The sequence below is a fragment of the Pantoea sp. AN62 genome (assembly GCF_050432985.1).
In the GTDB taxonomy this organism is placed as follows: domain Bacteria; phylum Pseudomonadota; class Gammaproteobacteria; order Enterobacterales; family Enterobacteriaceae; genus Pantoea; species Pantoea brenneri.
Map to the genome: position 1 here is coordinate 72,203 of NZ_JBNPYB010000015.1, position 25,869 is coordinate 98,071.

Below are 25,869 nucleotides of genomic sequence, written 5' to 3' on the forward strand. Positions count from 1 at the left end.
TGCAACCGCTACTGCGCCAGCAGGGAGGTCACCAGCGTCACCACCTGCTGCACTTCTTCCTGCGTCAACGGCCCATCCTTAACAAATTTCACCGTGCCGCGTTTATCCAGCACCACGATGGCGGAGCCGCCCTGTTGCAGCTGCCAGGCACGCTGCACATTGCCTTTGTCGTCAACGATGAATTGTGACCACGGATACTGCTGCTTATTGCTCTCAATACTGCTGCGGACAAACATGCCGGTCCCTGGAATCGCGTCATCCGTATTGACGATGGTGGTGGTCTGATAGCGATCATGCGGCAGCTTCGCGGCTTTGATCGCTTCAACTAATGCCGCATTCATTTGTTTGGCTGATGAACGCCCGGCAATATGCTGAATCACGCGAACTTTCCCGCTCAGCTGCGCACTGTTCCAGTTTTTATAGCTAAACTTATCCTGCTGCAATAACAGCTCACCTTTGTCATTCACGCCGACGGCCGGTACGCGCGCATCCTGCTTCAAATCATGCGCCATAACGCTTGCCGGTATCAGTAACGACAAAACTATCGCTGCCAGAGTGATTCGCATCGCTGTTTCCTTAAGTGATCAGACCAGTTAGTCATTTTATTGCAATAGTAGGCGGGGATGATGCTGCTGTCCTGGAAAGGTGTCAGGTTTGTTATCAGCAGCACAATTCCTTAACGACTGAAGGTTTATACTGCGTTGTGTGAGCGTAATAACAGAGTCTTCTGTAATGATGTGTCAACTCAGTAAAAAAATTCATTTTTCGGAACATCAGCAGCGCTGAGTGTTCTATAGTTTATCCCGAATTCGCGCTTCATGGGCTCGTACCTATTTTGGAAACGGCGAAGCGTGCTTAAAATTGTACAGGAGTTAATCAGTATGAAGATCTTCCAGCGCTATAATCCGCTGCAGATAGCGAAATATGTAAAAACGCTGTTCAAAGGAAGGTTGTATATCAAGGATGTCGGCGCGTTTGAGTTTGATAAAGGGAAAGTGTTAATCCCGCGCGTCAAAGACAAACAGCACCTGAGCGTGATGTCAGAAATTAACCGCCAGGTCGTTCGTCTGAAACTTGAGTTCAACTAATCAAAAGGGCGCCGATGGCGCCCTTAGTGTTTATCCAGGCAGGGCAGGCTCAGTCTGAGCGCCGGTCATGCTCACAATCCTCACGTACTACCTGTACCCCTGCTTGCTCCGCGCTGTCCCTGTCCAGACTGCCTGCAACCATTACGCCTGACAGGCCAGGCGCTTAGCCATTCTACTCTTCTTCGCTCTTGGTCATATTCAGCACCGGCGGCCGCTCATCAATGCGGGTCACCAGTAACTGGTCGATGCGGTAACTATCAATGTCCACCACTTCAAATTTATAACCGGCAAACTTCACGAAGTCGGTACGCTTGGGAATTTTACGCAGCATATACATCATAAAGCCGCCGATGGTTTCGTAATTGCCTGACTGCGGGAAGTCATCGATGTCCAGTACCCGCATCACATCATCAATCGGCGTACCGCCTTCCACCAGCCATGAATTCTCATCACGCGCCACAATCTGCTCTTCCATGCCCTGACCGACCAGGTCGCCCATCAGCGTGGTCATCACGTCATTCAGGGTGATGATGCCAACCACCAGCGCATATTCATTCATGATCACCGCGAAGTCTTCACCGGCGGTTTTGAAACTTTCCAGCGCTTCAGACAGCGTAAGCGTATCCGGCACAATCAGCGCAGAACGGATCTGCAAGCCGCTGTTCAGCGCCATACTCTGATTTCCCAGCACCCGCAGCAGCAGTTCTTTTGAGTCAACGTAACCGACGATATGATCGATATCGCCGCTGCACACCAGGAATTTAGAGTGTGGATGTTGGGCGATTTTGGTTTTAAGGCTGGTTTCATCTTCATGCAGGTCAAACCAGACGATGTTTTCGCGTGAGGTCATCGACGATGGAACGGTACGTGACTCCAGTTCAAACACGTTCTCGATTAACTCATGTTCCTGTTTCCGCAGCACCCCGGCCAGCGCACCGGCCTCCACCACCGCATAGATATCGTCAGAGGTGATATCGTCTTTGCGCACCATCGGCAGTTTGAAGATGCGAAAGAAGACGTTAGCCAGACCGTTAAACAGCCACACCAGCGGACGCATTAACAGCAGGCAGAAGCGCATAGGGTTAATGATGCGCAGAGCGATGGTTTCCGGGGCGATCATACCGACCCGTTTTGGCGTTAAGTCGGCGAACAGGATAAACAGGCTGGTGACGATGGTGAACGAGCAGATGAAACTGAGCTGCTCCGCCAGTTCTGGTGCGACAAAGCGGTTAAACAGGCTGCTGAACGCCGGCGAAAAAGCCGCATCGCCGACAATACCGCCGAGAATAGCCACGGCGTTCAGACCAATTTGCACCACGGTAAAGAACATGCCCGGCGTTTCCTGCATTTTCAACACGCGTTGCGCGTTGATATTGCCCTCATCCGCCAGCAGTTTGAGTTTGATCTTGCGGGCGGCCGCCAGCGAGATTTCCGACAGGGAAAAAAATGCACTGATTACGATCAGTAACAGGATGACAAGTAAGCTATCTAACATAAGAGATCCAAAGGGTTATCCACTTGTCATTTTTGGCCTGGGCAGCGTACAGGTGAGATCGTAACTGATCTGCTTACCCGTCAAACAGGGCTATCCGTGCCAAAAATGTCTGCGCCAGTTCGACAGGAAAGGACAATGTCGGGGCAGAAATGAAAACAGGCGAAATGCCTGTGGTGGCAGATTATAGCAGGTGCTATCACCGGGCCGCCAGAGGGCAAACGCCCTGTTGACGCGCGGAGAGCTGGCCGGTCCGGCGCGGTCTTGGTTCAGATTAATCCGAGTGAAGCCAGCGGCGACAATCATTCCTCTCCACAGCGGTTGTATCGCCCGCGTCATTTACCGACAATAACCGGGCATTTGACTTAGAAGTCGATTTTACGCCGCCGATTAGCATAAAGTGCGGCTATTATGAGGGTGTTGCCGTCGCGCTAGCGCAGGCAAAGATGATTAATAAGTGCCCCGCGGAAAAGGGGCCGGCATGTTTAACAGGAGTACAGGTGCCACGATTTCATGTTTATTGCATGGCCAGCCTGCTGCTTGCCGCGCCCGCCCTTGAGGCGGCAACGGTACGATTACAGGTAGAAGGTTTAACCGGGGATTTGCAAAAAAACGTCAGGGCGCGCCTGTCGACCATCGGCAACGATGAAGTCTCGAACGACGGCCGCTTTCGCGCACGCGTTTCGGTAGCGATAAAAGAGGGGCTGCGCGCGCTCGGCTATTATGAGCCGGAGATTGACTTTGAATCCCGTCCTGCGCCGCCAAAAGGCGGTCGTCCGGTATTGGTGGCGCGGGTCACGCCCGGCGAACCGGTTAAAATTGGCGGCAGCAGCATCGTCATAGAAGGCGATGCGCGTAACGATGCCGACTATAAAGCCTGGGTAGCGCAGGGACGGCCCAAAGTAGGCACCCAGCTTAACCACGGTCAGTATGATAAATTCAAAAGTGGTTTTTCTAATCTTGCTCTGCGCAATGGTTACTTCGATGGCAACTTTAAGAAAAGCCAGTTAGGCGTATCGGTCGAACGGCGCGAAGCGTTCTGGGATATTGATTACGACAGTGGTCAGCGTTACCGCTTTGGCGATGTCAGCTTTGAAGGCTCGCAAATTCGCGAGGAGTATCTGCAAAATCTGGTGCCCTTTAAGCAGGGCGACTATTACACCTCCCGCGATTTAGCCGAGCTGAACCGCCGTCTCTCCGCCACCGGCTGGTTTAACTCAGTGGTAGTGGCCCCGGAGTTTAAACAGGGCCGCGAAACCAAAGTTCTGCCGCTCAATGCGGTGATGTCACCGCGTACCGAAAACACCATTGAAACCGGGGTAGGCTACTCGACGGATGTCGGACCGCGCCTGAAAGGCACCTGGAAAAAACCGTGGATCAACGATCGCGGCCACAGTCTGGCAGCCAGCGCCTACGTTTCAGCGCCGGAGCAGCAGGTCGATCTGAGCTATAAAGTTCCGCTGCTGAAAAGCCCGCTGGAGCAGTATTACACCTTCTCCGGTGGCCTGAAGCGCACCGACCTCAACGATACCAAAGCCGATACCACCACGCTGGCGATGTCGCGCAACTGGGACAGCAGCAGTGGCTGGCAGAAAGCGATTAACCTGCGCTGGAGCCTGGACCACTTTACCCAGGGCAGCGTCACCAACACCACCATGCTGCTCTATCCTGGCGTCAGCGTGAACCGAACCCGCTCACGCGGCGGCTTAATGCCGACCTGGGGCGACACACAGCGCTACTCGGTGGATGTTTCTGATACCACCTGGGGTTCGGATGTCGATTTCCTGATTCTGCAGGCGCAGAACGTCTGGATCCGCACGCTCGGTGATAAACACCGTTTTGTCGCGCGCGGCAATCTCGGCTGGATCGAAACCAACGACTTCGAAAAAGTCCCGCCGGATCTCCGCTTCTTCGCGGGCGGCGACCGCAGCATTCGCGGTTACAAATACAAAGATATCTCACCACGCGATGAGGACGGCAAACTGACCGGTGCCTCTAAGCTCGCCACCGGATCGCTGGAATATCAGTACAACGTCAGCGGCAAATGGTGGGGAGCGGTCTTTGTCGACTCGGGCGAAGCGGTCAACGATATCAAACAGAGTAATGTTAAAACCGGCGCCGGCTTCGGCGTGCGCTGGTCTTCACCGGTGGGGCCGATCAAGCTGGATATCGCCCGACCGATTGGGGATGACGAGGAACATGGATTGCAATTTTACATAGGACTGGGGCCTGAACTATGAAGCTGTGGAAAAAGGTCCTGATCGGCATTCTGATTTTTCTGGTGCTGCTATTAGGCGGCGTGGCGTTTTTAGTCGGCACCACGCCCGGTTTACATCTGCTGCTAAACGGTGCCTCACGCTGGGTGCCGGGCTTATCGATCAAGCAGGTCGATGGTGGCTGGCGTAATCTGACCCTGAGCGGATTGCGTTATGAGATGCCCGGCGTCAGCGTCGATGCCGGTCAGATTCACCTCGCCGTCGATCTCAACTGTCTGCTGCACTCATCGGTCTGCGTGAACGATGTTTCGCTGAGCGATATCAGCGTGGTGGTCGACAGTAAGAAAATGACGCCGGCCAGCGAGCCGCCGCCGGAAGAGGAGAGCGGCAACGCCAACCTCAGCACGCCTTATCCAATCACCCTGCGGCATCTCGGCCTGCACAATATCAATGTGAAAGTTGATGACACCGCCATCTCGCTGCTGGATTTCACCACCGGCCTGCAGTGGCAGGATCGCGCGCTGACGCTTAATCCGACCCATATTCAAAGCCTGCTGATTGCCCTGCCGAAAGCGGCGCAGGTTGCTGATGAGCAGGTGGTACAACCGAAAGTGCAGCAGCCGAAACCGGCGGAGAAGCCGCTGGGTGAAACCCTGCAGGCGATGTTCGCGCAACCGCTGCTGCCGGCGTTACCCGATTTCCGCTTGCCGCTGGATATTGATGTGCAGCAGATCCTTGGCGAACAGCTGCGCATCACCGGCGACACCGACATTGCGATCGGTCGGCTGCTGCTGAAAGCCAAAACCGCTGACCGCCAGATGCAGCTCAGCACGCTGGAGGTGGACTCGAACCTCGGCAAGCTGAACGGCAGCGGCCAGGCCACGCTGGCGGATAACTGGCCGGTCGATTTCACCCTTAACGGTGACGTGAATACCGATCCGATCAAAGGCGAAAAAATCGCGCTGAAGCTTAACGGTGCCATGCGCGATGAGCTGAAGTTGGCGCTCAACCTTTCCGGTCCGGTGAAAGCACAGCTCGATGCTACTACCCAGCTGGCGGTGGCGGGTTTGCCGCTGTCGCTGCGGCTCACCAGCCCACAGCTGCGCTGGCCTTTAACCGGTGCGGTGCAGTACCAGGCCGATAACCTCGACTACCAGTTCAAAGGCAAAGCGACCGACTACGTCATGTCGCTGCGTACCGCGGTGAAAGGGGAAACGGTGCCGCCGGCGAACATTTCACTGACGGGTAAAGGTAACGTCGAGCAGTTCAGCCTCGATAAACTGCGCATCGCGGCATTGCAGGGCAATATCGATCTGACTGCGCTGGTCGACTGGAGTAAGGCGATCAGCTGGCGCAGTGAACTGACGCTGGCCGGCATCAATACCGCTCAGCAGTATCCCGACTGGCCCGCCCGGCTGGATGGCAAAATTACTACCCGCGGCAGTCTCTACGGCGGAAGCTGGCAGTTAAGCGTGCCGCAGCTACAGCTGAAAGGGAATGTGAAGCAGAATGCGGTCACGGCGGATGGCTCGCTCACCGGCAACAGCTACAACCAGTGGAAGATACCCGGCATTAAACTGGCGCTGGGTCGTAATCATCTGGATGTGAAGGGCGCTTTGGGTGAGCAGCTGGATCTTGATGCCAGCATCGACGCGCCTCAGCTCGACAATGCGCTGCCGGGCCTGGGCGGCGTGGTCAACGGCACGATTAAAGCGCGTGGCACCCTGAGCGCGCCGCAGCTGCTGGCCGATCTCAATGCCCGTGGCCTGCGCTGGCAGCAGATGCAGATTAACCGCGTCACGCTGAACGGTGATGTCCGCTCCGGCGAGCAGGTGGCCGGCAAGCTGCAGTTGCGCGTCGAACAGCTGAAGCAGGATGCGCTCAGCATTAACCTGCTGACCCTGAATGCCGACGGCAACGAGCATCAGCATCAGCTGAAGCTCAATGTGCAGGGCGAGCCGGTGTCAGGTCAGCTGGCGCTGAACGGCAGCTTTGACCGCCAGGCGCAGCGCTGGAAAGGCGAACTGAACAATACCCGCTTCGATACCCCGGTAGGAGAATGGCGACTGACGCGGGCGATGGCTATCGACTACCTCAATAGCAAACAGACCGCCACCATCGGGCCGCACTGCTGGCAGAACCCGAATGCCCAGCTCTGCGTACCGGAACCGGTGGAAGCCGGTCCGAGCGGCAAGGCGCACGTGGTACTGAATCGCTTTGATCTGGCGATGGTTAAACCGTTTATGCCTGATGCGACCCAGCTCAGCGGCGTATTCAGCGGTGACGTGCGGGTTAACTGGCGTGCCGGCGAAGGCCTGCCAACCGGTACGGTGTCGCTGAAGGGTAACGGCGTCAAAGTTCAGCAGGATGTGCAGGGCAATACGCTGCCCGTCGCCTTCGATACCCTGAACCTGAATGCGGCGCTGCGTGACGGCCGTGCGCAGCTCGACTGGCTGATCCGCATCGCCAACAACGGTCAGCTGGATGGTAACGTCCAGATCACCGATCCGGAAAACCGCCGCACGCTGGGCGGCAACGTCAATATCCGCAATCTGTCGCTGGCGATGCTGAACCCGGCACTGATGCAGGGCGAGAAGATCAAAGGCAACCTGAACAGCAGTTTACGGCTGGCGGGCAGCGTGCAGCAGCCGCAGGTGTTTGGTCAGCTCGGCCTGTCTGATGTCGATGTTGATGGCAGCTTCATGCCGGTCGATCTGACCGCCGCCAACCTCAATCTGGTGTTTAACGGCATGAGTTCGACCCTCAACGGGCTGATTCAGACCGCGCAGGGCAACATCAACCTCAACGGTAACGCCGACTGGAGCCAGCTTGATAACTGGCGTGCACGTGTAGCGGCGCAGGGCAGCCGGGTCCGGGTAACGGTGCCGCCGATGGTGCGGATGGATGTCTCGCCGGATCTGGTGTTTGAAGCCACGCCTGCGGCATTTAACCTGTCGGGCCGGGTGGATGTTCCCTGGGCGCGCATCACGGTGCAGGAAGTGCCGGAAAGCGCCACCGGCGTCTCTTCGGATGAAGTGATGCTGGATCAGAACCTCAAGCCGATTCAGCCGCAAACCGCCGCCATTCCAATCAACAGCAATTTGGTGATCCACGTCGGTAATGATGTGCGGCTCTCCGCGTTCGGACTGAAAGCGAAGCTCAATGGCGATCTCAAACTGGTGCAGGACAAATCCGGCCTCGGCCTCAACGGCCAGATCAATATTCCTTCCGGCCGTTTCCACGCCTATGGCCAGGATCTGATTGTGCGTAAGGGCGAGCTACAGTTTGCCGGACCGCCTGACCAGCCTTACATCAACCTTGAAGCGATCCGTAACCCGGAGGCGACTGAAGATGATGTCACCGCCGGACTGCGCGTCACCGGCCTGGCAGACGAGCCAAAAGCTGAAGTCTTCTCCGATCCGGCGATGTCGCAACAGGAAGCGCTCTCTTACCTGCTGCGCGGTCAGGGACTCGGCAGCGACGGCGACAGTAACGCGTTAACCTCAGCGCTTGTTGGCTTAGGGGTTGCACAAAGTGGGCAGGTTGTGGGTAAAATCGGCGAGACATTCGGTGTCAGTAATCTGGCCCTTGATACTGCCGGTGTTGGCGACAGCCAGCAGGTGCAGGTCAGCGGCTATGTACTACCGGGTCTGCAGGTAAAATACGGTGTTGGCATATTTGATTCACTGGCGACGTTAACCTTGCGTTACCGCCTGATGCCTAAACTCTATCTGGAAGCCGTGTCCGGTGTGGATCAGGCTCTCGATTTGCTCTATCAGTTTGAGTTTTAGCAATGCGAATAATTGTCTACGGCAGTTTACGGCGCAAACAGGGAAACAGTCACTGGATGACGAATGCGCAATGGCTGGGTGATTTCCAGATTGAGGGCTTTGAGCTCTACAGTCTGGGACATTATCCCGGCGTGATTGAAGGCAATGGAGCGGTGCAGTGTGAAGTGTACCGCATTGATGCCTCCACCCTTGGCGAGCTGGATGCGTTACGCACCAAGGGAGGGGAGTACAAACGTCATCTGATTCAGACGCCGTTTGGCAGCGCATGGCTTTATGTTTATCAACGCTCAGTGGCAGGACGCCAGCGTATCATGAGCGGGGACTGGCTAAAGCGTGATGAAGAGCCAGAGGCCTGAACAAAAACACCGTCCAGTTGGACGGTGTTTTTTTTTCGACTTATCGGCTGACAGCAGAATTACTTCTTCTGTGCGCGCTCGTAAGAGGAGATGATTTCGGCTTTAGCAGCTTCGGCATTATCCCAGCCATCCACTTTCACCCATTTGCCTTTTTCCAGATCTTTGTAATGTTCAAAGAAGTGGGTGATCTGTGCGCGCAGCAGTTCTGGCAGGTCGTTCACATCTTTAATGTGATCGTACTCTTTAGAGAGTTTGGTGTGCGGAACCGCAACCAGTTTGGCATCTTCGCCAGACTCGTCGGTCATTTTCAGCACGCCAACCGGACGGCAGCGGATCACAGAACCTGGCTCCAGCGGGTATGGCGTTGGGACCAGCACGTCAACCGGATCACCATCCAGTGACAGGGTGTGGTTGATGTAGCCGTAGTTGCACGGATAGAACATGGCGGTAGACATGAAGCGGTCTACAAACAGGGCACCAGACTCTTTATCAACTTCATATTTGATCGGATCGGCATTGGCCGGGATCTCAATGATTACGTAGATATCTTCTGGCAGGTCTTTACCTGCTGGCACCTGGTTCAAACTCATCGGGCATTCCTTCAGTAGTCGTATGTTGAGTGTCGGCTATTATAGCCAACTGACTCTGAAAGTATGCCCTCTTTTTGGCGTTTCGGAATGCACCCTAACGCTACTTTGCCGCGACAAACAGCGAAACAATTCCGGCTGCAATCAGCGGTCCGACCGGCACGCCGCGGAAAAACGCCACGCCAATCACCGTACCAATCAATAACCCGCCAATGACCGAGGGCTGAACGCTCATAAAGTTAACGCCGCGACCGCCCAGCCAGGCGACAAAAATGCCGACCAGAATCGCCACGATCGACTTCCAGTTGGCAAAGGATTTGAGCAAGGTTGAGGCGGGCAGCGATCCGCTGGCCAGCGGCGCCATCACCGCCACGGTCAGGATAATGATGCCTAAGGTAATGCCCTGCTTCTCTACATAGGGGAAAAATTGCGCCAGCGGCGTAATCTTGATCGCCAGCAGCACCAGAATGGAGATGGTGACGGCGTTGTTGTGAACGAAATAACTCAGAATGGCGAGGCAGATCAGAATAATGGTCGAGGCATAAGCAGCCATGGTTTCTCCCTGAAAATGAATGGATGCGCTGAGGACTTCAGCCAGCGCATAAACGGGTGGTAATCAACAATCATCCGGATTAGCGCAGCTGCCGGTGCTCAGCGATTGCAACATCAGCGCCTGGTTACGCACCAGGCTGACGCTCTGCGCACTCAGCGCCACGCTGCCGAGCGTGCCCTGCGCGCTGAGCTGACTGCGGCTGGCCGCCAGCCAGCTGTCACGGTAGCTGAGCCAGGCACGCTGGGCCTGACGTAAGCTGTTTTTAGGCTCGCCGGTTAACCGGTTCATCAGTTTGCCATACTGATTATTCATCTCCTGATCCCAGGCTTTACTGGCTGCGGCATAACACTGATTCATCGCAAGGGTGGTCGATGCGCCGTTCAGGCAGTGCGCCAGAGCGGCATCCGCCGGCCGATCCTGCGCCATTGCCACGTCGCTGGCCAACAGCAGGGCCAGAAGCCATCCTGTTTTCATTATTCTTCCCCGGGTAACTGATAAGCGGCGTCCAGCTTGATAGATGTCTCCGTGATGATCAAGTCGATAACCATTCATTAAGGTTAAAGTTTAGCGGGGTGATGGCCGATACCTGTTCCGTTTTAGGGCCGCTGGAAATTTCGCCTTTTCTCATACACGGAAACTATCAAGATGAAACAGTTATCACTTCGCACGGGGTTGCTGGCATTGCTGGCATTTATGACACTGCTGCTGTTGGCGGTGAGTTTTATGGGTATCGTGGCAATTAACAAAGGGAACCGGTCGCTGGATGTAATTAATCGCATTCAGGGAGTTGAGCTGAACAGCCTGTATCAGAGCAACGCGGATTTAATGCGCGCCCGCGCCAACGCGGCGCTGGCGGTGAGAAAAATTGAAATTGGTTTGCTGGAAGAGGGGGCCGGCGTCACTAAGCTGGCACAGGCCGATGTGCTGACATCACAGCAGAACCTGAAGCGTTTTATTGATGCGGGCACGGTCACGGCACACGGCAAAAAGCTGGCGGATGCGGTGGCAGGCAGCTACAAAGCCTATCTTGAGCAGGGAATCCGGCCAATGATGAGCGCGCTGGATAAGCAATATACCGACGAATATTACCAGCTGCTGGAGGGCAACCTGGCCTCACTGGCTGCCCGCTACAGCAAAGCGGTGGATGATTTCGGCCAGTACGCCAATCAGGTAACCGCCGCGCAGCTGGCTCAGGCGGCCTATAACGAAACCAAAATGAAAGTTCTGATCGCCGTTGCGGTGGTGCTGACGCTGCTGTTGCTGGTGCTCGCCTGGCAGCTGCTGCGCCGGATGCTACTTCAGCCGCTTAACAACGCCATTGTGCATCTCGAACAGGTTGCCGCTGGCGACTTATCACAAACCCTACCGGCAGCCGGTAACAATGAACTGGGACGGCTCAACCATGCGCTGGCAGAGATGCAGCAGGCGTTGCGCGCCTCGGTCAGCCAGGTGCGGGAAGCCAGCCTGCAAATCGACATCGGCAGCCGTGAACTGGCCGCGGGCAACGTCAATCTGTCGCAGCGCACCGAAGAGTCCGCAGCCTCGCTGGAGCAGACTGCAGCCAGCATGGAGCAGTTAACCGCAACGGTGCGGCTCAATGCCAGCAACGCGCAGCAGGCACATCAGCTGGCGAATGCGGTGTCAGATACCGCCGATCGCGGCGCTGAAGTGGTGTGCTACGTGATGGAGAAAATGCATGAGATCACCGACAGCGCCAATCGCATCGGCGACATTCTCAGCGTAATCGACGGTATCGCCTTCCAGACCAATATCCTGGCACTTAATGCAGCGGTTGAAGCGGCGCGCGCCGGTGAACAGGGCCGCGGTTTCGCGGTGGTTGCCAATGAAGTGCGCACCCTGGCGCAGCGCAGCGCCAACGCCGCCAAAGAGATCCGTACGCTGATCGGGGATTCGCAGACGCGGGTCAAAGAGGGCAGCGAGATGGCGACGCGTGCCGGGGAAACCATGGATGAAATTTCAGGTGAGGTGATGCGCGTCACCGCGCTGATGAAAGAGATCTCAATGGCCTCTGACGAGCAGAGCCGCGGCATTGAGCAGGTCAACCTGGCAGTAACGCAGATGGATGAAGCCGCACAGCAGAACGCCGCGCTGGTGGAGCAGGCAACTGCGGCGACCCAGTCGCTGGAGGCCCAGTCCGGTCAGCTACAGGCGACCATGGCGCAGTTCCGCTTGCAGCCGGTCTGAAAGCAAAAAAAGGCGCGATATTCGCGCCCTCAGACAGCAGACCAACTCAATGTGATGGGAGCACACGTCAGTAGCAAAGCATCGCGGGCCACGGATGGCATTTTTGCGTCTTTGCGGAGGACGTTTGCTCCCTGAGCCAGGGCCTGTTTAATAACGTCAGGGCGCGATATTCGCGCCCTTTGATTGTCGTCAGATTAGCCCTGGCGGCAATCCGGGAATTCGCCCAGGAAACGCTCAACGTCGTTGACCATCGCCTCGTTACCGCAGTAAAACGGGCAGCGCTGATGCAGCGTGACCGGCGGGATATCCAGAATACGTTTCTGACCATCGCTGGCCTTACCGCCTGCCTGCTCCGCGAGGAACGCCATCGGGTTGCACTCATACAGCAGACGCAGCTTACCTTGCGGATGGCTGGCGGTGCTTGGGTAGAGGTAGATGCCGCCCTTCAGCAGGTTACGGTGGAAATCGGCCACCAGCGATCCGATATAGCGGGAAGTGTAAGGACGGTGCGTAGCAATATCCTCTTCCTGACAGAACTTCAGGTATTTCTTCACGCCCTGCGGGAAACGAATGTAGTTACCTTCGTTAATCGAATAGGTATAACCGGTTTCCGGGTAGGTCATGCGCTCGTGGCTCAGGCAGAAAACGCCCAGCGACGGATCGTAGGTGAACGCATGCACGCCTGCACCGGTGGTGTAGACCATCATGGTTGACGAACCGTACACCACGTAACCGGCAGCGACCTGCTTGTTGCCCGGCTGCATAAAGTCAGCTTCGACAACCGGCGTACCCGGCTCACTGACGCGGCGATAGATAGAAAAGATAGTACCGACAGAAACGTTAACGTCGATGTTCGACGACCCATCCAGCGGATCCATCAACACCACGTATTTACCGTTTTCCTCACCTTCAAAGATAACGAACTCGTCCTCTTCTTCAGACGCGATACCGGCGACGATGCCACGGGCTTTCAATGCCGCTTTCAGTTTTTCGTTGGCGAACAGATCCAATTTCATCTGCTGCTCACCCTGAACATTCTCAACCCCACTGGCACCGAGAATATCCACTAAACCGGCTTTGTTAATGTCGCGGTGGATAATTTTGGCACCCAGCTTGATGGCTGAAATCAGCGCCGTCAGTTCACCTGTGGCGTGCGGAAAGTCGTGTTGCTTCTCGACGATAAATTCGCCTAACGTTTTCATAACACATTCCCTGAATCTTCGATGGAGTGGCAGCATGCGTAACAGTCTGCCAACGTATGCGTACGCAGTTTAGCCGATTGAACTTCAAAAACCATAGTCCTAATCCGTTTCTTCCGTCTGCGAGCAGCGTTACACTGTGCGCCGAACTTTTGAGTAATGGATCTCGTTATGCGCATTCACATCCTTGGGATTTGTGGCACGTTTATGGGCGGTCTGGCGATGCTGGCCCGTTCGCTTGGCCATCAGGTGACCGGTTCGGACGCCAACGTTTACCCGCCAATGAGCACGCTGCTTGAGCAGCAAGGCATTGAATTAACAGAAGGTTATGACGCAAGCCAGCTCGATCCGGCACCGGACTTAGTGATCATCGGTAATGCGATGACGCGTGGCAATCCTTGTGTGGAAGCCGTTCTGGAACGCAACATTCCTTACCTCTCTGGCCCGCAGTGGCTGCACGACTTCGTGCTACGCGATCGCTGGGTACTGGCCGTGGCGGGAACCCACGGCAAAACCACCACAGCCGGCATGGCAGCGTGGATTCTGGAGGCCTGCGGGCTGGAACCAGGCTTCATTATTGGTGGTGTGCCAGGAAACTTCGACGTCTCGGCAAAATTAGGAAAAAGTCCATTCTTCGTGATCGAAGCGGATGAGTACGATTGCGCGTTTTTTGATAAGCGATCCAAGTTTGTCCATTACTGCCCGCGCACGCTGATCCTCAATAACCTTGAATTCGATCATGCGGATATTTTTGACGATCTGCGGGCGATCCAGAAGCAGTTCCATCATCTGATCCGGATCGTGCCGGGGCAGGGTAAGATCCTGCTGCCCGAAAACGATCACAACCTCAGGCAGGTGATGGCGATGGGCTGCTGGAGCGAGCAGGAGAGTATCGGCGAACACGGCCGCTGGCAGGCGAAAAAACTCACGGCGGATGCGTCGCACTGGGAAGTGTGGCTTGATGGCGCCAGAGTGGGCGAGGTGAACTGGGCGCTGGTCGGTGAGCACAACATGCACAACGGACTGATGGCGATCGCCGCAGCGCGGCATGTCGGCGTGAAGCCGGAGGATGCCGGCCAGGCGCTGAACAGCTTCATCAACGCGCGTCGCCGGCTGGAGCTGCGCGGCGAGGTCAACGGCATCAAAGTGTATGACGATTTCGCGCATCACCCGACCGCGATTCTGGCGACCCTGGCTGCGCTGCGTAGCAAAGTGGGCGGAACGGCACGAATTCTGGCGGTGCTGGAGCCACGATCGAACACCATGAAAATGGGCGTGAATAAAAACGAACTGGCACCGTCGCTGGCGCGTGCTGACGAAGTTTTCCTGTTCCAGCCGCACCACATCCCGTGGCAGGTTTCAGACGTGGCTGACGCCTGTATGCAGCCGGCGCACACCACCGCGGATATCGATACGCTGGTCTCGATGATTACCAAAGCGGCGCAGCCGGGTGATTCGATTCTGGTGATGAGCAACGGCGGATTCGGCGGCATTCATCAGAAGCTGCTCGATAAACTGGCTTAACAGAACAAGCGCCCGCCGGGGCGCTTTTTTTTACCTTAACCTGACACCGGCCCGCATTTTATTTCCCGCCAGACTTCACCGCTCCTGACTTCACACGCCACGGCATCCTTAACGTTTCACCGTACAGCAACAGAAACTTATCGCCGCGCGCGGTGAATAGCCTCCTGAGCTGAAGCAAATGCGCGTGATGTGGCGTCTGTCGTGAGAATGATCGGCAGCGAACTGCCTGAAAGCGCGCCGGAGCGGGATAAATAAGCGGACCGACAAAGACAATGCCCGACCGTTTACTCACCCGTAGCCTGAGCATGCAGAGAATGGCCGTGCATCCTGGGGTCTGGAAGCGCGCGTCGGACCGCGGCAGAGGATTGGGGATAATCGCGGATGTCCGGCCGCTGCCGGTAAACGCCGGCTGTGATGGCACAGCGGCATCGGGTCGCGTAACGCTGCCTGCAGGCGGGCAAACTGCCCGCCCCGACATCGCTTAGCTTTCGGCCAGCTCGCGCAGATACTGGAAGATCTGTCGCGCAGATTTCGGCGGCTTGTTGCCCGCTTTCTCTTTCTGCGCGTTGCGGATCATGCTGCGCAGTTGCTGACGATCGGCCTGAGGATAAAGGGCGATCACATCCGTCATGGCGTCATCGCCCTGTTCAATCAGGCGGTCACGCAACATCTCCAGCTTATGGAACAGCGCAACCTGCTGGTTGTGGCGGTTCTTCAGCTTATCCAGCGCCTGGCGGATCGGCTCGACGTCCATGCTGCGCATGATTTTACCAATCAGCTGCAACTGGCGACGGCGACCCTCTTTCTTAATACGCTGCGCGAGTTCGATTTCGGCACGCAGGCGCTCATCCAGCGGGATCTTATCAAGGGCATTTTTGCCCAGGTCGACCAGTTCGGCACCCAGGCGTTTCAGCTCTTCAGCGTCGCGCTTTATTTCGCTCTTACTGACCCAGATAATCTCTTCATCTTCTTCTTCATGATTATCTGGCACATCGTCGAGCCACTCATCGGGCTGTTTGGTCATTAGTGGACTCCCAAAAAAAGAGGCTAATCCTACCAGTTTATCGGGTGACTGCGAAATTGTTCTCTGACTCTGATAGACTCAAATCATACATACATAAGATTAGACGGCAGGTCGATGAACGTATCTACTCAGGTTGCAGAACAGCGAAAAGTGTTAGAGCAGGCGATTGCGCAGGCGCTCGAACTGGCTAAAGCAAGCACTGACAGCGCGGAAGTGGCGGTCAGTAAAACCACTGGCATCGGCGTCAGCACCCGCTACGGTGAAGTGGAAAACGTCGAATTCAACAGCGACGGCGCGCTTGGCATCACCGTTTATCATCAGAATCGTAAAGGCAGCGCCTCGTCGACCGATCTCAGCCCGGACGCGATTAAACGCACCGTGCAGGCGGCAATCGATATTGCGCGTTATACCTCGCCCGATCCGTTTGCCGGTCCGGCGGATGCTGACCTGCTGGCGTACGACGCGCCCGATCTGGATCTCTATCATCCGTGGGAGATCGATGCCGATCGCGCGATTGAGCTGGCGGCACAGGCGGAACAGGCGGCGTTGCGGGCAGACAAACGCATCATCAATACCGAAGGCGGCAGCTTCAACAGCCACGTCGGTATCAAAGTCTTTGGTAACAGCCACGGCATGTTGCAGAGCTATTGCTCCAGCCGTCACTCGCTCTCCAGCAGCGTGATTGCCGAGCAGGATGGCAACATGGAGCGCGATTACGCTTACACCATTGGCCGCGCATTTGAAGATTTGCAGAGTCCGGAGTGGGTGGGCGCGGAATGTGCGCGTCGCACGCTGTCGCGTCTGGCACCGCGTAAGCTTTCCACCATGAAGGCGCCGGTGATTTTTGCCGCTGAAGTGGCAACCGGTCTGTTCGGCCATCTGGTCGGGGCGATCAGCGGCAGCAGCGTCTACCGCAAATCGACCTTCCTGCTCGATTCAATGGGACAGCAGATCCTGCCAGAGTGGCTGACGATTAACGAACAGCCGCACCTGCTGAAAGGTCTGGCGTCGACGCCGTTCGACAGCGAAGGCGTGCGGACCCAGGCGCGCGACATCATTAAAGATGGCGTGCTGCAAACCTGGTTAATGACCAGCTACTCCGCCCGAAAACTTGGCCTGACCAGCACCGGCCATGCCGGTGGCATCCATAACTGGTGCATCGCCGGTCAGGGCCACAGCTTTGACGACCTGCTGAAGCAGATGGGGACCGGCTTAGTGGTCACCGAACTGATGGGGCAGGGCGTCAGCGCCATTACCGGCGATTACTCGCGCGGTGCGGCCGGTTTCTGGGTCGAGAATGGCGAAATTCAGTATCCCGTCAGTGAGATCACCATCGCCGGCAATCTGCAAGAGATGTGGCGCAACATGGTGACCGTCGGTGATGACATCGAAACCCGCAGCAACATCCAGTGCGGTTCGGTGTTACTGCCTGAAATGAAGATAGCGGGACAATAAGAAAGATGGATTCTGAAAGCAGCCTGATGGCTGCTTTTTTTTCATCACAATAAGAAAGGAAAGAGCGATGCGTAAGCATGTGATTGCAATGTTGTCTGCTTCTCTGTTGTTCTCCAGCGTCAGCCTCTATGCGGCCGATCTGGAACAGGATATGGATACGCTGAATGCCAACCTGAAGATCGTCAAGAAAACCGACGATGCGCAGGAGATGCAGCAGGCGCTGACCAAAATGCGTGCCGCGGCGCAGGATGCGCGTAAGGGTACGCCGGACAAGCTGGAAGGCCAGCCGGCTGACAGCGCACAGGTTAAAGATTTTCACGCCGGTATCGACTCGCTGATTGCACAGATTGATGTGGTCAGTACGCTGGCAAAAGCCAATAACGTCGACGGTGCGAAACGCGAAGCGGCGAAGTTTGACGACATCCGCAACGCTAACCATAAGAAATTCCGTTAACGCCCGCGCCGGTCACCCCCGACCGGCGATTTTTATCATCACTTCTGCTTATTACTCACCGTTTTACCGCTCACCTCGCTGAACGTCACCGCACAGCCTGCGCGCATCCTGATGACATTACACACATTTAACGCATTCTGGGCGCTGAGTCGCATTAAACGTGCAGCCTGCGATCTGGCGCACGCTCTTCACCTCGATTTCCGCTTGGTGCTGGAAATGTTGCGTCTCCACAGAGATCGCTATCAGGGGTAATTTATTTTCAACGCGAATTATCCGGTCTAACAGGAGTAGCAAGGTGAGCAATAACGGCGTTCCGGTGCAAGACGCGCCACCGGAGAAAGTGCAGCAGCTGGCAGACAGGGTAATGGCGCAGATTGCGACGATCTACCAGCAGCACGGCATTGTGCCGAATGCGGTCCAGCAGCAGATGCTGGTGTCACATGTCGGTGCGATGGCATCCCGCTCCCTGAGCGGTGAGCCGCTGCCAGAAGTGGAAGCCGAGCTGTTTGAGGATATCCCGCCGGAAACGCTGCAGCTGGCGCAGCGGGTAGTGGATCTGTTTGGCAATCTGCCACGCGAAGAAGCATGGCTGCTCTCGGTGCATATCGAAGTCGCCCGATCAAACAACTGAAGAGGACGTGAACATGGTAACCGTAGTGATTGGCGATCGTTTAGGTAAAGGGCAGAAAGTTGCGGCAGGTATCGAGAAAGCCGGTGGACGCGCGGTGGTGGTACCCGGCGTGGCGGCAGACATGAAGCTTGGCGACGTGATGAAGGCGGAAAATGCCGATTTCGGTATCTCCTTCTGCGGCAGCGGCGGCGCAGGCGCCATCACCGCACAGAACAAATATGGCTACAAGGCGAAACACGGGATGCGGTCGATCGATGAAGGCGTCACTGCCATCAACGAGGGCGCTACCGTACTGGGTTTCGGTTTCATGGATAAAGAAGAGCTGGGCGAACGGCTGGTGCAGGCCTGGAACAAGAAGTACGGCAGCTGATCATGAAACAACAATACGTTACGCAGGTGACGGTAGAGGGAAAAGGCGACAGCAAAGCGAAAGCCTTTGCGGATGCCCTGAGTCGCGTACAGAACCAGGTTCTGCGCGCGACGCAAAAAATTCTGCTGCGGATAGAGCCCGAGGATGTCCGGGTGCTGAACGCACGGGAGAGCGTCAAAACCGAAAAATTTCTGTTCTTCTTTTTGGCGCGCCAACGGCGGACCTACAGCGTAGAGCTGGAGATCACCGTCAGCGTCACCGTTTTCGACACCGAACAGGTCACGTTCACGGTGACACCTTAAAAACAGTGCCCTTTCATGTCAGAAAGCCGGTTGCCCGACGGCGCGCTGGCCGCAGCTTCGCGGCGGTCAAGGCTACGGCCAGGCGACGGCTGACGCGTGATGGGTAAAAACGACAACAAAGGTACAACAACATGTTTTTAATCATTTTGTTTAAGTCGTTGATCATTGGCGGGCTGGTGGGTGTCGGCGTCGGTGCCGGCGCTGCGCGGATGTTTCACGCGCCGACCACCCAGGGGATGGGCGCCTTTCGTACATTGGGCGAACTCAACTCGTGCGAAGGCGATCCAGCCTCTCACTTCTCCTTTGGTCTTGGCTTCTTCTTTAACGCCTGGGCATCTTCTGTTGCAGCCGGTTCGTTCACGCAGGATGTGGATCACCGCATCATTCCAAACTGGGGCGCCGCGGCGCTGATGATCAAAAACCGCAATGTGGCCGAAACGCTGCACGACCCGAAAAAAATGGCTATCGCCTGTGGCATCATCGGCATGATCGTGGTGGCCTTCCTCAACTCTACTGCCTCAGCCGTACCGGCCGCGCTGCAGGTCACCGCGGTGAAGGTGCTGGTGCCAGCGGCTAACCTGCTGGTCAATACCGTAATGCCGGTGATCTTCTGGCTGGCGGCGATTGATGCGGGCCGCAAATCGGGCTTCTGGGCCACCATTTTTGGCGGCCTGGCGCAGCTGATTATGGGTAACGCCGTGCCGGGACTGGTGCTGGGTATTTTGATCGGCAAAGGCGTGGAAGAGAGCGGCTGGAACAAGGTCACCAAAGTGATGATGACCGCCATCGTGTTGCTGTTTGTCCTCAGCGGTTTCTTCCGCGGCTTCGACATGAAGCTGTTGCAGTCCTTCCAGCTCGGCATTCCTGGCTGGCTCGAGATGATTCATAACTCAGTAAGCGGCAAATAAGAGGCGATGCTGATGAACGAAAATAAAGGCTTCTGGTACGCCGACTGGTCTTTCCCGATCTTTGTTGGCCTGCTCTCATCCGGCGTGTTTGCCGGGACACACATGTACTACCTGTATGGCATTGGCGCTTTCAACGAGGTGGCGTTTGTCTCGATGCTGCGTGCTGGCATGGAGACCGGCGTCTACGGCGCGGTCGCCGCATTCGGTGCCAGCTTTCTGTTCGCCCGCATTATTGAAGGATCGCTGGTCGGTATTCTCGATATCGGCGGCGCGATTCAGACCGGCGTCGGGCTGGGCGTTCCGGCGCTGTTGCTGGGTGCCGGCATCATCTTCCCGGTCGCGAACTTTGCCGCCTCGCTGGTCACCGGTCTGGTCATCGGTGTGGCGATTGGCTACCTGATTATTCTGGCGCGTAAATTCACCATCAATCAGAGCGACTCCACCTACGGAGCCGACGTGATGATGGGGGCCGGTAACACCTCGGGCCGCTTCCTTGGGCCGTTGATCATTCTGTCAGCGATGGCCGCCTCCATTCCGATCGGCCTCGGTTCGCTGCTGGGCGCGTTACTGTTCTACCTGTGGAACAAGCCCATTACCGGCGGCGCTATTCTCGGTGCGATGATCCTTGGTGCGATTTTCCCGATTGCGCTCTGATGTCACCGGCGGTCCGGCAGCGGGCCGCCGCTAAGGAGTCACCATGTTCGACTTAATTATTCGCCGTGCACGCCTCAGCGATGAGCAGGTGGTGGATATTGCCTTGCAGGACGGCAAAATCGCCGCCATCGGCGAGGTAAAGGGCCAGGCGCACAGCGAGCGCGATCTGGCTGGCCGCTGCTACCTCAGCGCCGGCTGGATCGATTCCCACGTCCACTGCTACCCGAAATCCCCGATTTATCATGATGAGGCGGATGCAATCGGCGTCAGTCATGGCGTCACCAGCGTGGTGGATGCCGGCAGCACCGGCGCGCAGCACATTGATGATTTCTATCAGCTGACGCGCACGGCTCAGACCCAGGTTTATGCGCTGATCAACATCGCCCGCACCGGCATTGTCACCCAGAACGAACTGGCTGACATGACGCAGATTGACGAGCAGGCGGTGGCAGAGGCGGTGGCCCGACTGCCCGATTTTATCGTTGGCCTTAAGGCGCGCATCAGCAGCAGCGTAGTGGGCAAAAACGGTGTTCAGCCGCTGGTAAAAGCCAAAGCGATCCAGCAGGCAGCAGGCGGCCTGCCGCTGATGGTTCACATCGGTAACAATCCGCCCGATCTGGCGCAGATTGCCGATTTGCTGACCTCCGGCGACATCATTACCCACTGTTTTAACGGCAAACCCAACCGCATTCTGACGCCGCAGGGTGAACTGAAGGCTGCGGTAAAGCAGGCTATCGCTCGTGGCGTCAGGCTGGATGTCGGCCACGGCAGCGCCAGCTTCAGCTTTGAGGTCGCCCGCGTGGCCATCGCTCAGGGCATTCTGCCTGACACCATCAGCTCCGACATCTATTGCCGCAACCGGCTGGCGGGTCCGGTACACAACCTGGCGCACGTGATGTCGAAATTTTTCAGCGTCGGCATGACGCTGCCGCAGGTGATTAACTGCGTCACGGCCCACGCGGCGGACGCGCTGCGCCTGACGCGTAAAGGCCGGCTGGAGGTAGGTTACGACGCCGACCTGACCATTTTTACCGTCAAACAACAGACCCGACCGTTTATCGATTCAGAAGGTGAACAGGTGGCGGGTGAGCAGCATCTGGTCCCGCTGGCGGCAGTGGTCGCCGGTCAGTGGATCGCGACAGAAGAAGGAGCAGCAAATGAGCTCGGTATATGAAAAATATGGCCTGAAGCCGGTGATTAACGCCTCTGGCCGTATGACGATTCTTGGGGTTTCAACCCCGACCTCTGATGTGATCGATACGGTAAAATATGGACTCGATCACTACTTCGAAATGAAGGACCTGGTGGACAAGACCGGTGCCTACATTGCCGGTTTGCTTGGCGTGGAGAATGCGCTGGTGGTTTCCTGCGCCTCAGCCGGCATCGCTCAGAGCGTGGCGGCGGTAATCGTTAAAGATAACCACTGGCTGCTGGATAATCTGCACGCGGCGCCGCTCAGCGTGCCGCATCAGATTGTGGTACCAAAAGGGCATAACGTTAACTACGGTGCGCCGGTCGGCAGCATGGTGACGCTGGGCGGCGGACAGCTGGTCGAAGCGGGCTACAGCAATGAGTGTTCGCCAGCACAGCTGGCAGCGGCGATCACCCCACAGACTGCCGCGATCCTCTATGTGAAATCGCATCACTGCGTGCAGAAAAGCCACCTCGACGTGGCGCAGGCGGCGGCAGTGGCGCGTGAACATGGCGTACCGTTGATCGTCGATGCGGCCGCAGAAGAAGATCTGCACTGTTATTACCAGGCGGGTGCGGATCTGGTGATCTACAGCGGTGCAAAAGCGATCGAAGGCCCGACCAGCGGGCTGGTGATTGGCCGTCATGACTATGTTGAGTGGGTGAAACGTCAGACCAACGGCATTGGCCGTGCGATGAAAGTCGGCAAAGAGGGCATTCTTGGCCTGACGCAGGCCATTGAAAACTATCTGACGCAGCCGAAAATCAGCGGCGCGCAGATGGTGGAAAAAATGACGCCGTTTATCAACCAGCTTAACCAACTGAAAGGCGTCACTGCCCGGGTAGTGTGGGATGCGGCGGGACGGGATATCGCCCGTGCCGAGATCGCCTTTGATGAGGCGACGATCCAGCAGCGTACCGGCGATCTGGTGCAGGCGCTGAAAAAGGGTGACACCGCCATCTATTTTCGCGGCTACAAAGCTAACGAAGGGATCATTGAGGCGGACGTGCGTAGCGTCAGCGCCGATCAGTTGCAGACCATTTTTGCCCGTATTCAGGCGCTGTTAACCGGAGAGAAAAACGCATGACGCTGACACCTAATTTTTATCAGGATCGCCTGTGCCTTAACGTGCTGGCAGGATCGAAAGAGAATGCACGCGCCATCTGGCAGGCGGCGGAAGGACACGTGCTGGTCGGGGTGCTGTCAAAAAACTACGCCAGTAATGAGGCAGCGATCGCTGATATGCGGGAATATGCCGCATTGATCGATAATGCGCTGTCGGTCGGCCTGGGAGCGGGCGATCCGGGTCAGTCGCAGATGGTGAGTGAGATCTCGGCCGTACTGCAACCGCAGCATGTGAACCAGGTGTTCACTGGCGTCGCCACCAGCCGTGCGCTGCTGGGTCAGTCGCAGACGGTGGTCAATGGTCTGATCTCGCCCACCGGCACGCCGGGCAAGGTAAAAATCTCCACCGGACCCCGCAGCGCAAAAAGCGACGACGCGATCGTTCCGATCGGCACCGCCATCGCCATGCTGCAGGACATGGGTGGCAGCTCGGTGAAGTACTTCCCGATGGGCGGCCTGCAGACGATTGATGAATATCGTGCGGTGGCGGAAGCCTGCGCCAGACAGGATTTCTGGCTGGAGCCAACCGGTGGTATCGATCTGGATAACGTTGAGCAGATCATTCGTATCGCGCTGGAGGCTGGCGTCAGTAAAGTGATCCCGCACGTCTACAGTTCGATCATTGATAAAGCCAGCGGTGAAACCCGTATTGAAGATGTGCAGCAACTGCTGGCAATCTGTAAAAAGCTGCTGGCCTGAGGATCTTTGCCAGACGCCCGCCGCTAACCGGGTGGGCGTCAGACAACATGGACGTTGCCCCACTATCCCCGTAGGCTGACTGCTGAATCCCGGCTTTTTTCCAACCGCAGCAACAGGTAAACCATCGTGAGATTTCCCAATCAGCGCCTTGCGCAACTGTTTGATGCCCTGCAAAACGAAACGCTGCCCCAGGATGAACTGGCGCGGCGTTTTGCCGTGTCGACGCGCACCGTACGCACCGATATCACCTCGCTGAATGCGCTGCTGGCGCAGCACGGCGCGCAGTTTATCCTGAACCGCGGCGCAGGTTACCAGTTGAAGATTGAGGATGCTCAGCGTTTCCAGCACCTGCAACAGCAGACCGCATCGCCGCTGCGGGTGCCGCGTACTTCGCCGGATCGTGTGCGCTATTTACTGACCCGGTTTCTCACCGCGGCCTATTCGATCAAGCTTGAGGAGCTGGCGGAAGAGTGGTTCGTCAGCCGCGCCACGTTACAAAATGATATGGCGGAAGTGCGGGAGTGGCTGGGTCGCTATCACCTGACGATCGAGAGCAAACCGCACTACGGCATGAAGCTGTTTGGCAGCGAAGTGGCGATCCGTACCTGCCTGACCGATCTGCTGTGGGAGATCGATCAGGCGCAGCCGGACAGCCCGCTGCTGACGATCGAAGCGTTAAACAGCGGCATGCTCGATACGCTGCGTCCGCTGTTGCAAAGCTGCTTTGCCCAACACAACATCCGCATCAGTGATGAAGGCGAACGTTACCTGCGGCTCTACTGTGCCGTGGCGGTTCGGCGCATCAGTGAGGGCTATCCGCTCAACGATCCCGGCGCTGAAGAGATTGGCGACGAGGTGCGGGAAGCGGCGCACCAGCTGATTAACCTGATGCGGCCGCTGGTAAGCAAACCGATCTCGCCCGCTGAGGAGAACTGGCTGCGGGTGAATATCGCCGCGCGCCGTATCCAGGCGATCGCCCCCAGCGCCATCAATGCCGATGATGCCGACGCCCTGGTCGATTATCTGCTGAGTTTTATCAACACCCATTACAACTTCAACCTGCAAAACGACCAGCAGCTGCGTGCCGATCTGCTCACCCATATCAAAACCATGATCACCCGGGTGCGCTACCAGATTCACATTCCTAATCCGCTGCTGAGCAACATCAAACAGCACTATCCGATGGCCTATGACGTCACGCTGGCGGCGGTAACCAGCTGGGGCAAATATACTCCTTACGTAATCAGCGAAAACGAAATCGGCTTTCTGGTGCTGCATATCGGCGTCGGGCTGGAGCGGCATTATGATGTCGGCTATCAGCGCCATCCGCAGGTGCTGCTGGTGTGCGACAGTGGTAATTCAACCTTACGCATGATCGAGGCGATGCTGCTACGCAGGTATCCGCAGCTGCAGGTGACGGCGCGATTGTCGCAGCGGGAATATGAGGCGCGCAGCCGGATTGATGAGGATTTCGTCATCTCAACCATTCGCCTCAGCGAAAAAGAGAAGCCGGTGGTGGTGATGTCGCCGTTCCCGACCGGTTTCCAGCTGGAGCAGATAGGCAAGCTGGTACTGGTGGATCGCACCCGGCCTTACATGTTGGCTAAATTTTTTGATGCTCAGCATTTTCACATTGTTGACCGGCCGATGACGCAGTCTGAACTGTTTCGGCAACTCTGTGACCAGCTGGAAGCGGAAGGGTATGTTGATTCAGCATTTTATCCGTCGGTAGAGGAGCGCGAAGCGATTGTCAGCACCATGCTGGGCGAAGGCATTGCGCTGCCGCACTCGCTGGGGCTGCTGGCGAAGAAAACCGTGGTCTATACCGTGCTGGCACCGCACGGCATTGCCTGGGGAGACGACACCGCCTACGTGATTTTTCTGCTGGCAATCAGCAAAAGTGAATATGAAGAAGCGATGGCGATCTACGATCTGTTCGTGACGTTTCTGCGCGAAAGGGCGATGAGCCGGCTGCGTGACAGTACGGACTTCGCCTGCTTTAAGGCGGTGGCGATCGACTGTCTCAGCCGGTTATAAGAGTGAA

Annotated in this window: 24 protein-coding genes; 17 read left to right on the forward strand and 7 right to left on the reverse strand. The window is 56.7% G+C overall.

Annotated elements, in window-relative coordinates; genetic code table 11:
* Positions 1–8 precede the first annotated feature (8 nt).
* Positions 9–566 (reverse strand): YtfJ family protein, encoded by a 558-nt coding sequence (locus FHW04_RS17920; protein WP_031376403.1) that lies wholly within the window; start codon positions 564–566, stop codon positions 9–11.
* A 315-nt stretch (positions 567–881) separates the two neighbouring features.
* On the opposite strand from FHW04_RS17920, the gene FHW04_RS17925 reads away from it, so the two are divergent.
* Positions 882–1,088: a DUF1107 domain-containing protein gene (locus FHW04_RS17925; RefSeq protein WP_003855513.1), complete on the forward strand. Its 207-nt coding sequence runs from the start codon at positions 882–884 to the stop codon at positions 1,086–1,088.
* 172 nt (positions 1,089–1,260) lie between these two features.
* Here FHW04_RS17925 and FHW04_RS17930 read toward each other — a convergent pair whose 3' ends face one another.
* A complete protein-coding gene (locus FHW04_RS17930) occupies positions 1,261–2,583 on the reverse strand; it encodes a hemolysin family protein (protein WP_031376402.1) in 1,323 nt (440 codons plus the stop codon).
* 521 nt (positions 2,584–3,104) lie between these two features.
* On the opposite strand from FHW04_RS17930, the gene tamA reads away from it, so the two are divergent.
* Genes tamA through FHW04_RS17945 form a run of 3 tightly spaced genes read left to right on the forward strand, consistent with a single transcriptional unit; the run spans position 3,105 to position 8,943 of the window.
* Complete coding sequence (tamA, locus tag FHW04_RS17935; RefSeq protein ID WP_176035892.1) at positions 3,105–4,820, forward strand: autotransporter assembly complex protein TamA; 1,716 nt, start codon at positions 3,105–3,107, stop codon at positions 4,818–4,820.
* Positions 4,817–8,587, forward strand: coding sequence for an autotransporter assembly complex protein TamB (gene tamB / locus FHW04_RS17940; protein ID WP_089561914.1), 3,771 nt, complete (start codon positions 4,817–4,819; stop codon positions 8,585–8,587). Before tamA ends, tamB begins: the two co-directional genes overlap by 4 nt.
* 2 nt (positions 8,588–8,589) lie before the next feature.
* Positions 8,590–8,943: a gamma-glutamylcyclotransferase family protein gene (locus FHW04_RS17945; protein ID WP_031376400.1), complete on the forward strand. Its 354-nt coding sequence runs from the start codon at positions 8,590–8,592 to the stop codon at positions 8,941–8,943.
* Between the two features lie 59 nt (positions 8,944–9,002).
* Here the strand turns inward: FHW04_RS17945 and ppa are convergent, their stop codons facing one another.
* From ppa to FHW04_RS17960, 3 genes are all read right to left on the reverse strand, one after another.
* On the reverse strand, positions 9,003–9,533 hold the full coding sequence (gene ppa / locus FHW04_RS17950) for an inorganic diphosphatase (RefSeq protein WP_031376399.1): 531 nt from the start codon (positions 9,531–9,533) through the stop codon (positions 9,003–9,005).
* A 100-nt stretch (positions 9,534–9,633) separates the two neighbouring features.
* Entirely contained in the window at positions 9,634–10,083 is a 450-nt protein-coding gene (locus tag FHW04_RS17955; RefSeq protein WP_031376398.1) for a DUF441 domain-containing protein, read from the reverse strand.
* A 63-nt stretch (positions 10,084–10,146) separates the two neighbouring features.
* Positions 10,147–10,557, reverse strand: coding sequence for a lysozyme inhibitor LprI family protein (locus FHW04_RS17960; RefSeq protein WP_031376397.1), 411 nt, complete (start codon positions 10,555–10,557; stop codon positions 10,147–10,149).
* Between the two features lie 171 nt (positions 10,558–10,728).
* On the opposite strand from FHW04_RS17960, the gene FHW04_RS17965 reads away from it, so the two are divergent.
* Positions 10,729–12,288: a methyl-accepting chemotaxis protein gene (locus FHW04_RS17965; RefSeq protein ID WP_089561915.1), complete on the forward strand. Its 1,560-nt coding sequence runs from the start codon at positions 10,729–10,731 to the stop codon at positions 12,286–12,288.
* Between the two features lie 194 nt (positions 12,289–12,482).
* On the opposite strand, the gene fbp is transcribed toward FHW04_RS17965, so the two are convergent.
* On the reverse strand, positions 12,483–13,490 hold the full coding sequence (fbp, locus tag FHW04_RS17970; RefSeq protein ID WP_031376395.1) for a class 1 fructose-bisphosphatase: 1,008 nt from the start codon (positions 13,488–13,490) through the stop codon (positions 12,483–12,485).
* Between the two features lie 168 nt (positions 13,491–13,658).
* On the opposite strand from fbp, the gene mpl reads away from it, so the two are divergent.
* Positions 13,659–15,011, forward strand: a complete 1,353-nt coding sequence (gene mpl / locus FHW04_RS17975; protein WP_031376394.1) for a UDP-N-acetylmuramate:L-alanyl-gamma-D-glutamyl-meso-diaminopimelate ligase — start codon at positions 13,659–13,661, stop codon at positions 15,009–15,011.
* Positions 15,012–15,492: 481 nt separating this feature from the next.
* On the opposite strand, the gene yjgA is transcribed toward mpl, so the two are convergent.
* Complete coding sequence (gene yjgA / locus FHW04_RS17980) at positions 15,493–16,035, reverse strand: ribosome biogenesis factor YjgA (protein WP_031376393.1); 543 nt, start codon at positions 16,033–16,035, stop codon at positions 15,493–15,495.
* A gap of 114 nt (positions 16,036–16,149) precedes the next feature.
* On the opposite strand from yjgA, the gene pmbA reads away from it, so the two are divergent.
* From pmbA to FHW04_RS18035, 11 genes are all read left to right on the forward strand, one after another.
* Positions 16,150–17,490 (forward strand): metalloprotease PmbA, encoded by a 1,341-nt coding sequence (gene pmbA, locus FHW04_RS17985; RefSeq protein WP_089561916.1) that lies wholly within the window; start codon positions 16,150–16,152, stop codon positions 17,488–17,490.
* 67 nt (positions 17,491–17,557) lie between these two features.
* The gene (gene cybC / locus FHW04_RS17990; protein ID WP_031376391.1) at positions 17,558–17,944 is read left to right on the forward strand and encodes a cytochrome b562; all 387 of its coding nucleotides are present in this window, start codon (positions 17,558–17,560) and stop codon (positions 17,942–17,944) included.
* 295 nt (positions 17,945–18,239) lie between these two features.
* A complete protein-coding gene (locus FHW04_RS17995; RefSeq protein WP_089561918.1) occupies positions 18,240–18,575 on the forward strand; it encodes a glycine dehydrogenase in 336 nt (111 codons plus the stop codon).
* A 7-nt stretch (positions 18,576–18,582) separates the two neighbouring features.
* Complete coding sequence (locus FHW04_RS18000) at positions 18,583–18,945, forward strand: SFCGS family glycine-rich protein (RefSeq protein WP_089561919.1); 363 nt, start codon at positions 18,583–18,585, stop codon at positions 18,943–18,945.
* Positions 18,946–18,947: 2 nt separating this feature from the next.
* Positions 18,948–19,247 (forward strand): DUF4312 family protein, encoded by a 300-nt coding sequence (locus FHW04_RS18005; protein ID WP_031376388.1) that lies wholly within the window; start codon positions 18,948–18,950, stop codon positions 19,245–19,247.
* Positions 19,248–19,378: 131 nt separating this feature from the next.
* Positions 19,379–20,155 carry a DUF4311 domain-containing protein gene (locus tag FHW04_RS18010; protein WP_031376387.1) on the forward strand — a complete coding sequence of 259 codons (777 nt, stop codon included), beginning with the start codon at positions 19,379–19,381 and terminating at the stop codon, positions 20,153–20,155.
* Between the two features lie 12 nt (positions 20,156–20,167).
* Positions 20,168–20,809, forward strand: a complete 642-nt coding sequence (locus tag FHW04_RS18015; RefSeq protein ID WP_031376386.1) for a DUF4310 family protein — start codon at positions 20,168–20,170, stop codon at positions 20,807–20,809.
* A gap of 43 nt (positions 20,810–20,852) precedes the next feature.
* The gene (locus FHW04_RS18020; protein WP_031376385.1) at positions 20,853–21,983 is read left to right on the forward strand and encodes an amidohydrolase/deacetylase family metallohydrolase; all 1,131 of its coding nucleotides are present in this window, start codon (positions 20,853–20,855) and stop codon (positions 21,981–21,983) included.
* A complete protein-coding gene (locus FHW04_RS18025) occupies positions 21,967–23,088 on the forward strand; it encodes a DgaE family pyridoxal phosphate-dependent ammonia lyase (RefSeq protein ID WP_046289267.1) in 1,122 nt (373 codons plus the stop codon). Before FHW04_RS18020 ends, FHW04_RS18025 begins: the two co-directional genes overlap by 17 nt.
* Complete coding sequence (gene dagF / locus FHW04_RS18030) at positions 23,085–23,825, forward strand: 2-dehydro-3-deoxy-phosphogluconate aldolase (protein ID WP_031376384.1); 741 nt, start codon at positions 23,085–23,087, stop codon at positions 23,823–23,825. The genes FHW04_RS18025 and dagF overlap by 4 nt, the downstream gene beginning before the upstream one ends.
* A 126-nt stretch (positions 23,826–23,951) precedes the next feature.
* Entirely contained in the window at positions 23,952–25,862 is a 1,911-nt protein-coding gene (locus FHW04_RS18035; RefSeq protein ID WP_089561920.1) for a BglG family transcription antiterminator, read from the forward strand.
* Positions 25,863–25,869: the final 7 nt, after the last annotated feature.

Excerpts from the sequence above, each read along its gene's own strand:
- mpl (WP_031376394.1), top strand. The coding sequence starts at position 13,659 with ATGCGCATTCACATCCTTGGGATTTGTGGCACGTTTATGGGCGGTCTG.
- FHW04_RS17925 (WP_003855513.1), top strand. The coding sequence starts at position 882 with ATGAAGATCTTCCAGCGCTATAATCCGCTGCAGATAGCGAAATATGTA.
- pmbA (WP_089561916.1), top strand. The coding sequence starts at position 16,150 with ATGAACGTATCTACTCAGGTTGCAGAACAGCGAAAAGTGTTAGAGCAG.
- tamB (WP_089561914.1), top strand. The coding sequence starts at position 4,817 with ATGAAGCTGTGGAAAAAGGTCCTGATCGGCATTCTGATTTTTCTGGTG.
- FHW04_RS17920 (WP_031376403.1), bottom strand. The coding sequence starts at position 566 with ATGCGAATCACTCTGGCAGCGATAGTTTTGTCGTTACTGATACCGGCA.
- FHW04_RS18025 (WP_046289267.1), top strand. The coding sequence starts at position 21,967 with ATGAGCTCGGTATATGAAAAATATGGCCTGAAGCCGGTGATTAACGCC.
- FHW04_RS18020 (WP_031376385.1), top strand. The coding sequence starts at position 20,853 with ATGTTCGACTTAATTATTCGCCGTGCACGCCTCAGCGATGAGCAGGTG.
- tamA (WP_176035892.1), top strand. The coding sequence starts at position 3,105 with ATGGCCAGCCTGCTGCTTGCCGCGCCCGCCCTTGAGGCGGCAACGGTA.
- yjgA (WP_031376393.1), bottom strand. The coding sequence starts at position 16,035 with ATGACCAAACAGCCCGATGAGTGGCTCGACGATGTGCCAGATAATCAT.
- FHW04_RS18005 (WP_031376388.1), top strand. The coding sequence starts at position 18,948 with ATGAAACAACAATACGTTACGCAGGTGACGGTAGAGGGAAAAGGCGAC.
- FHW04_RS17960 (WP_031376397.1), bottom strand. The coding sequence starts at position 10,557 with ATGAAAACAGGATGGCTTCTGGCCCTGCTGTTGGCCAGCGACGTGGCA.
- FHW04_RS17955 (WP_031376398.1), bottom strand. The coding sequence starts at position 10,083 with ATGGCTGCTTATGCCTCGACCATTATTCTGATCTGCCTCGCCATTCTG.
- FHW04_RS17945 (WP_031376400.1), top strand. The coding sequence starts at position 8,590 with ATGCGAATAATTGTCTACGGCAGTTTACGGCGCAAACAGGGAAACAGT.
- cybC (WP_031376391.1), top strand. The coding sequence starts at position 17,558 with ATGCGTAAGCATGTGATTGCAATGTTGTCTGCTTCTCTGTTGTTCTCC.
- FHW04_RS18010 (WP_031376387.1), top strand. The coding sequence starts at position 19,379 with ATGTTTTTAATCATTTTGTTTAAGTCGTTGATCATTGGCGGGCTGGTG.
- FHW04_RS17965 (WP_089561915.1), top strand. The coding sequence starts at position 10,729 with ATGAAACAGTTATCACTTCGCACGGGGTTGCTGGCATTGCTGGCATTT.
- FHW04_RS17930 (WP_031376402.1), bottom strand. The coding sequence starts at position 2,583 with ATGTTAGATAGCTTACTTGTCATCCTGTTACTGATCGTAATCAGTGCA.
- ppa (WP_031376399.1), bottom strand. The coding sequence starts at position 9,533 with ATGAGTTTGAACCAGGTGCCAGCAGGTAAAGACCTGCCAGAAGATATC.
- FHW04_RS18015 (WP_031376386.1), top strand. The coding sequence starts at position 20,168 with ATGAACGAAAATAAAGGCTTCTGGTACGCCGACTGGTCTTTCCCGATC.
- dagF (WP_031376384.1), top strand. The coding sequence starts at position 23,085 with ATGACGCTGACACCTAATTTTTATCAGGATCGCCTGTGCCTTAACGTG.
- fbp (WP_031376395.1), bottom strand. The coding sequence starts at position 13,490 with ATGAAAACGTTAGGCGAATTTATCGTCGAGAAGCAACACGACTTTCCG.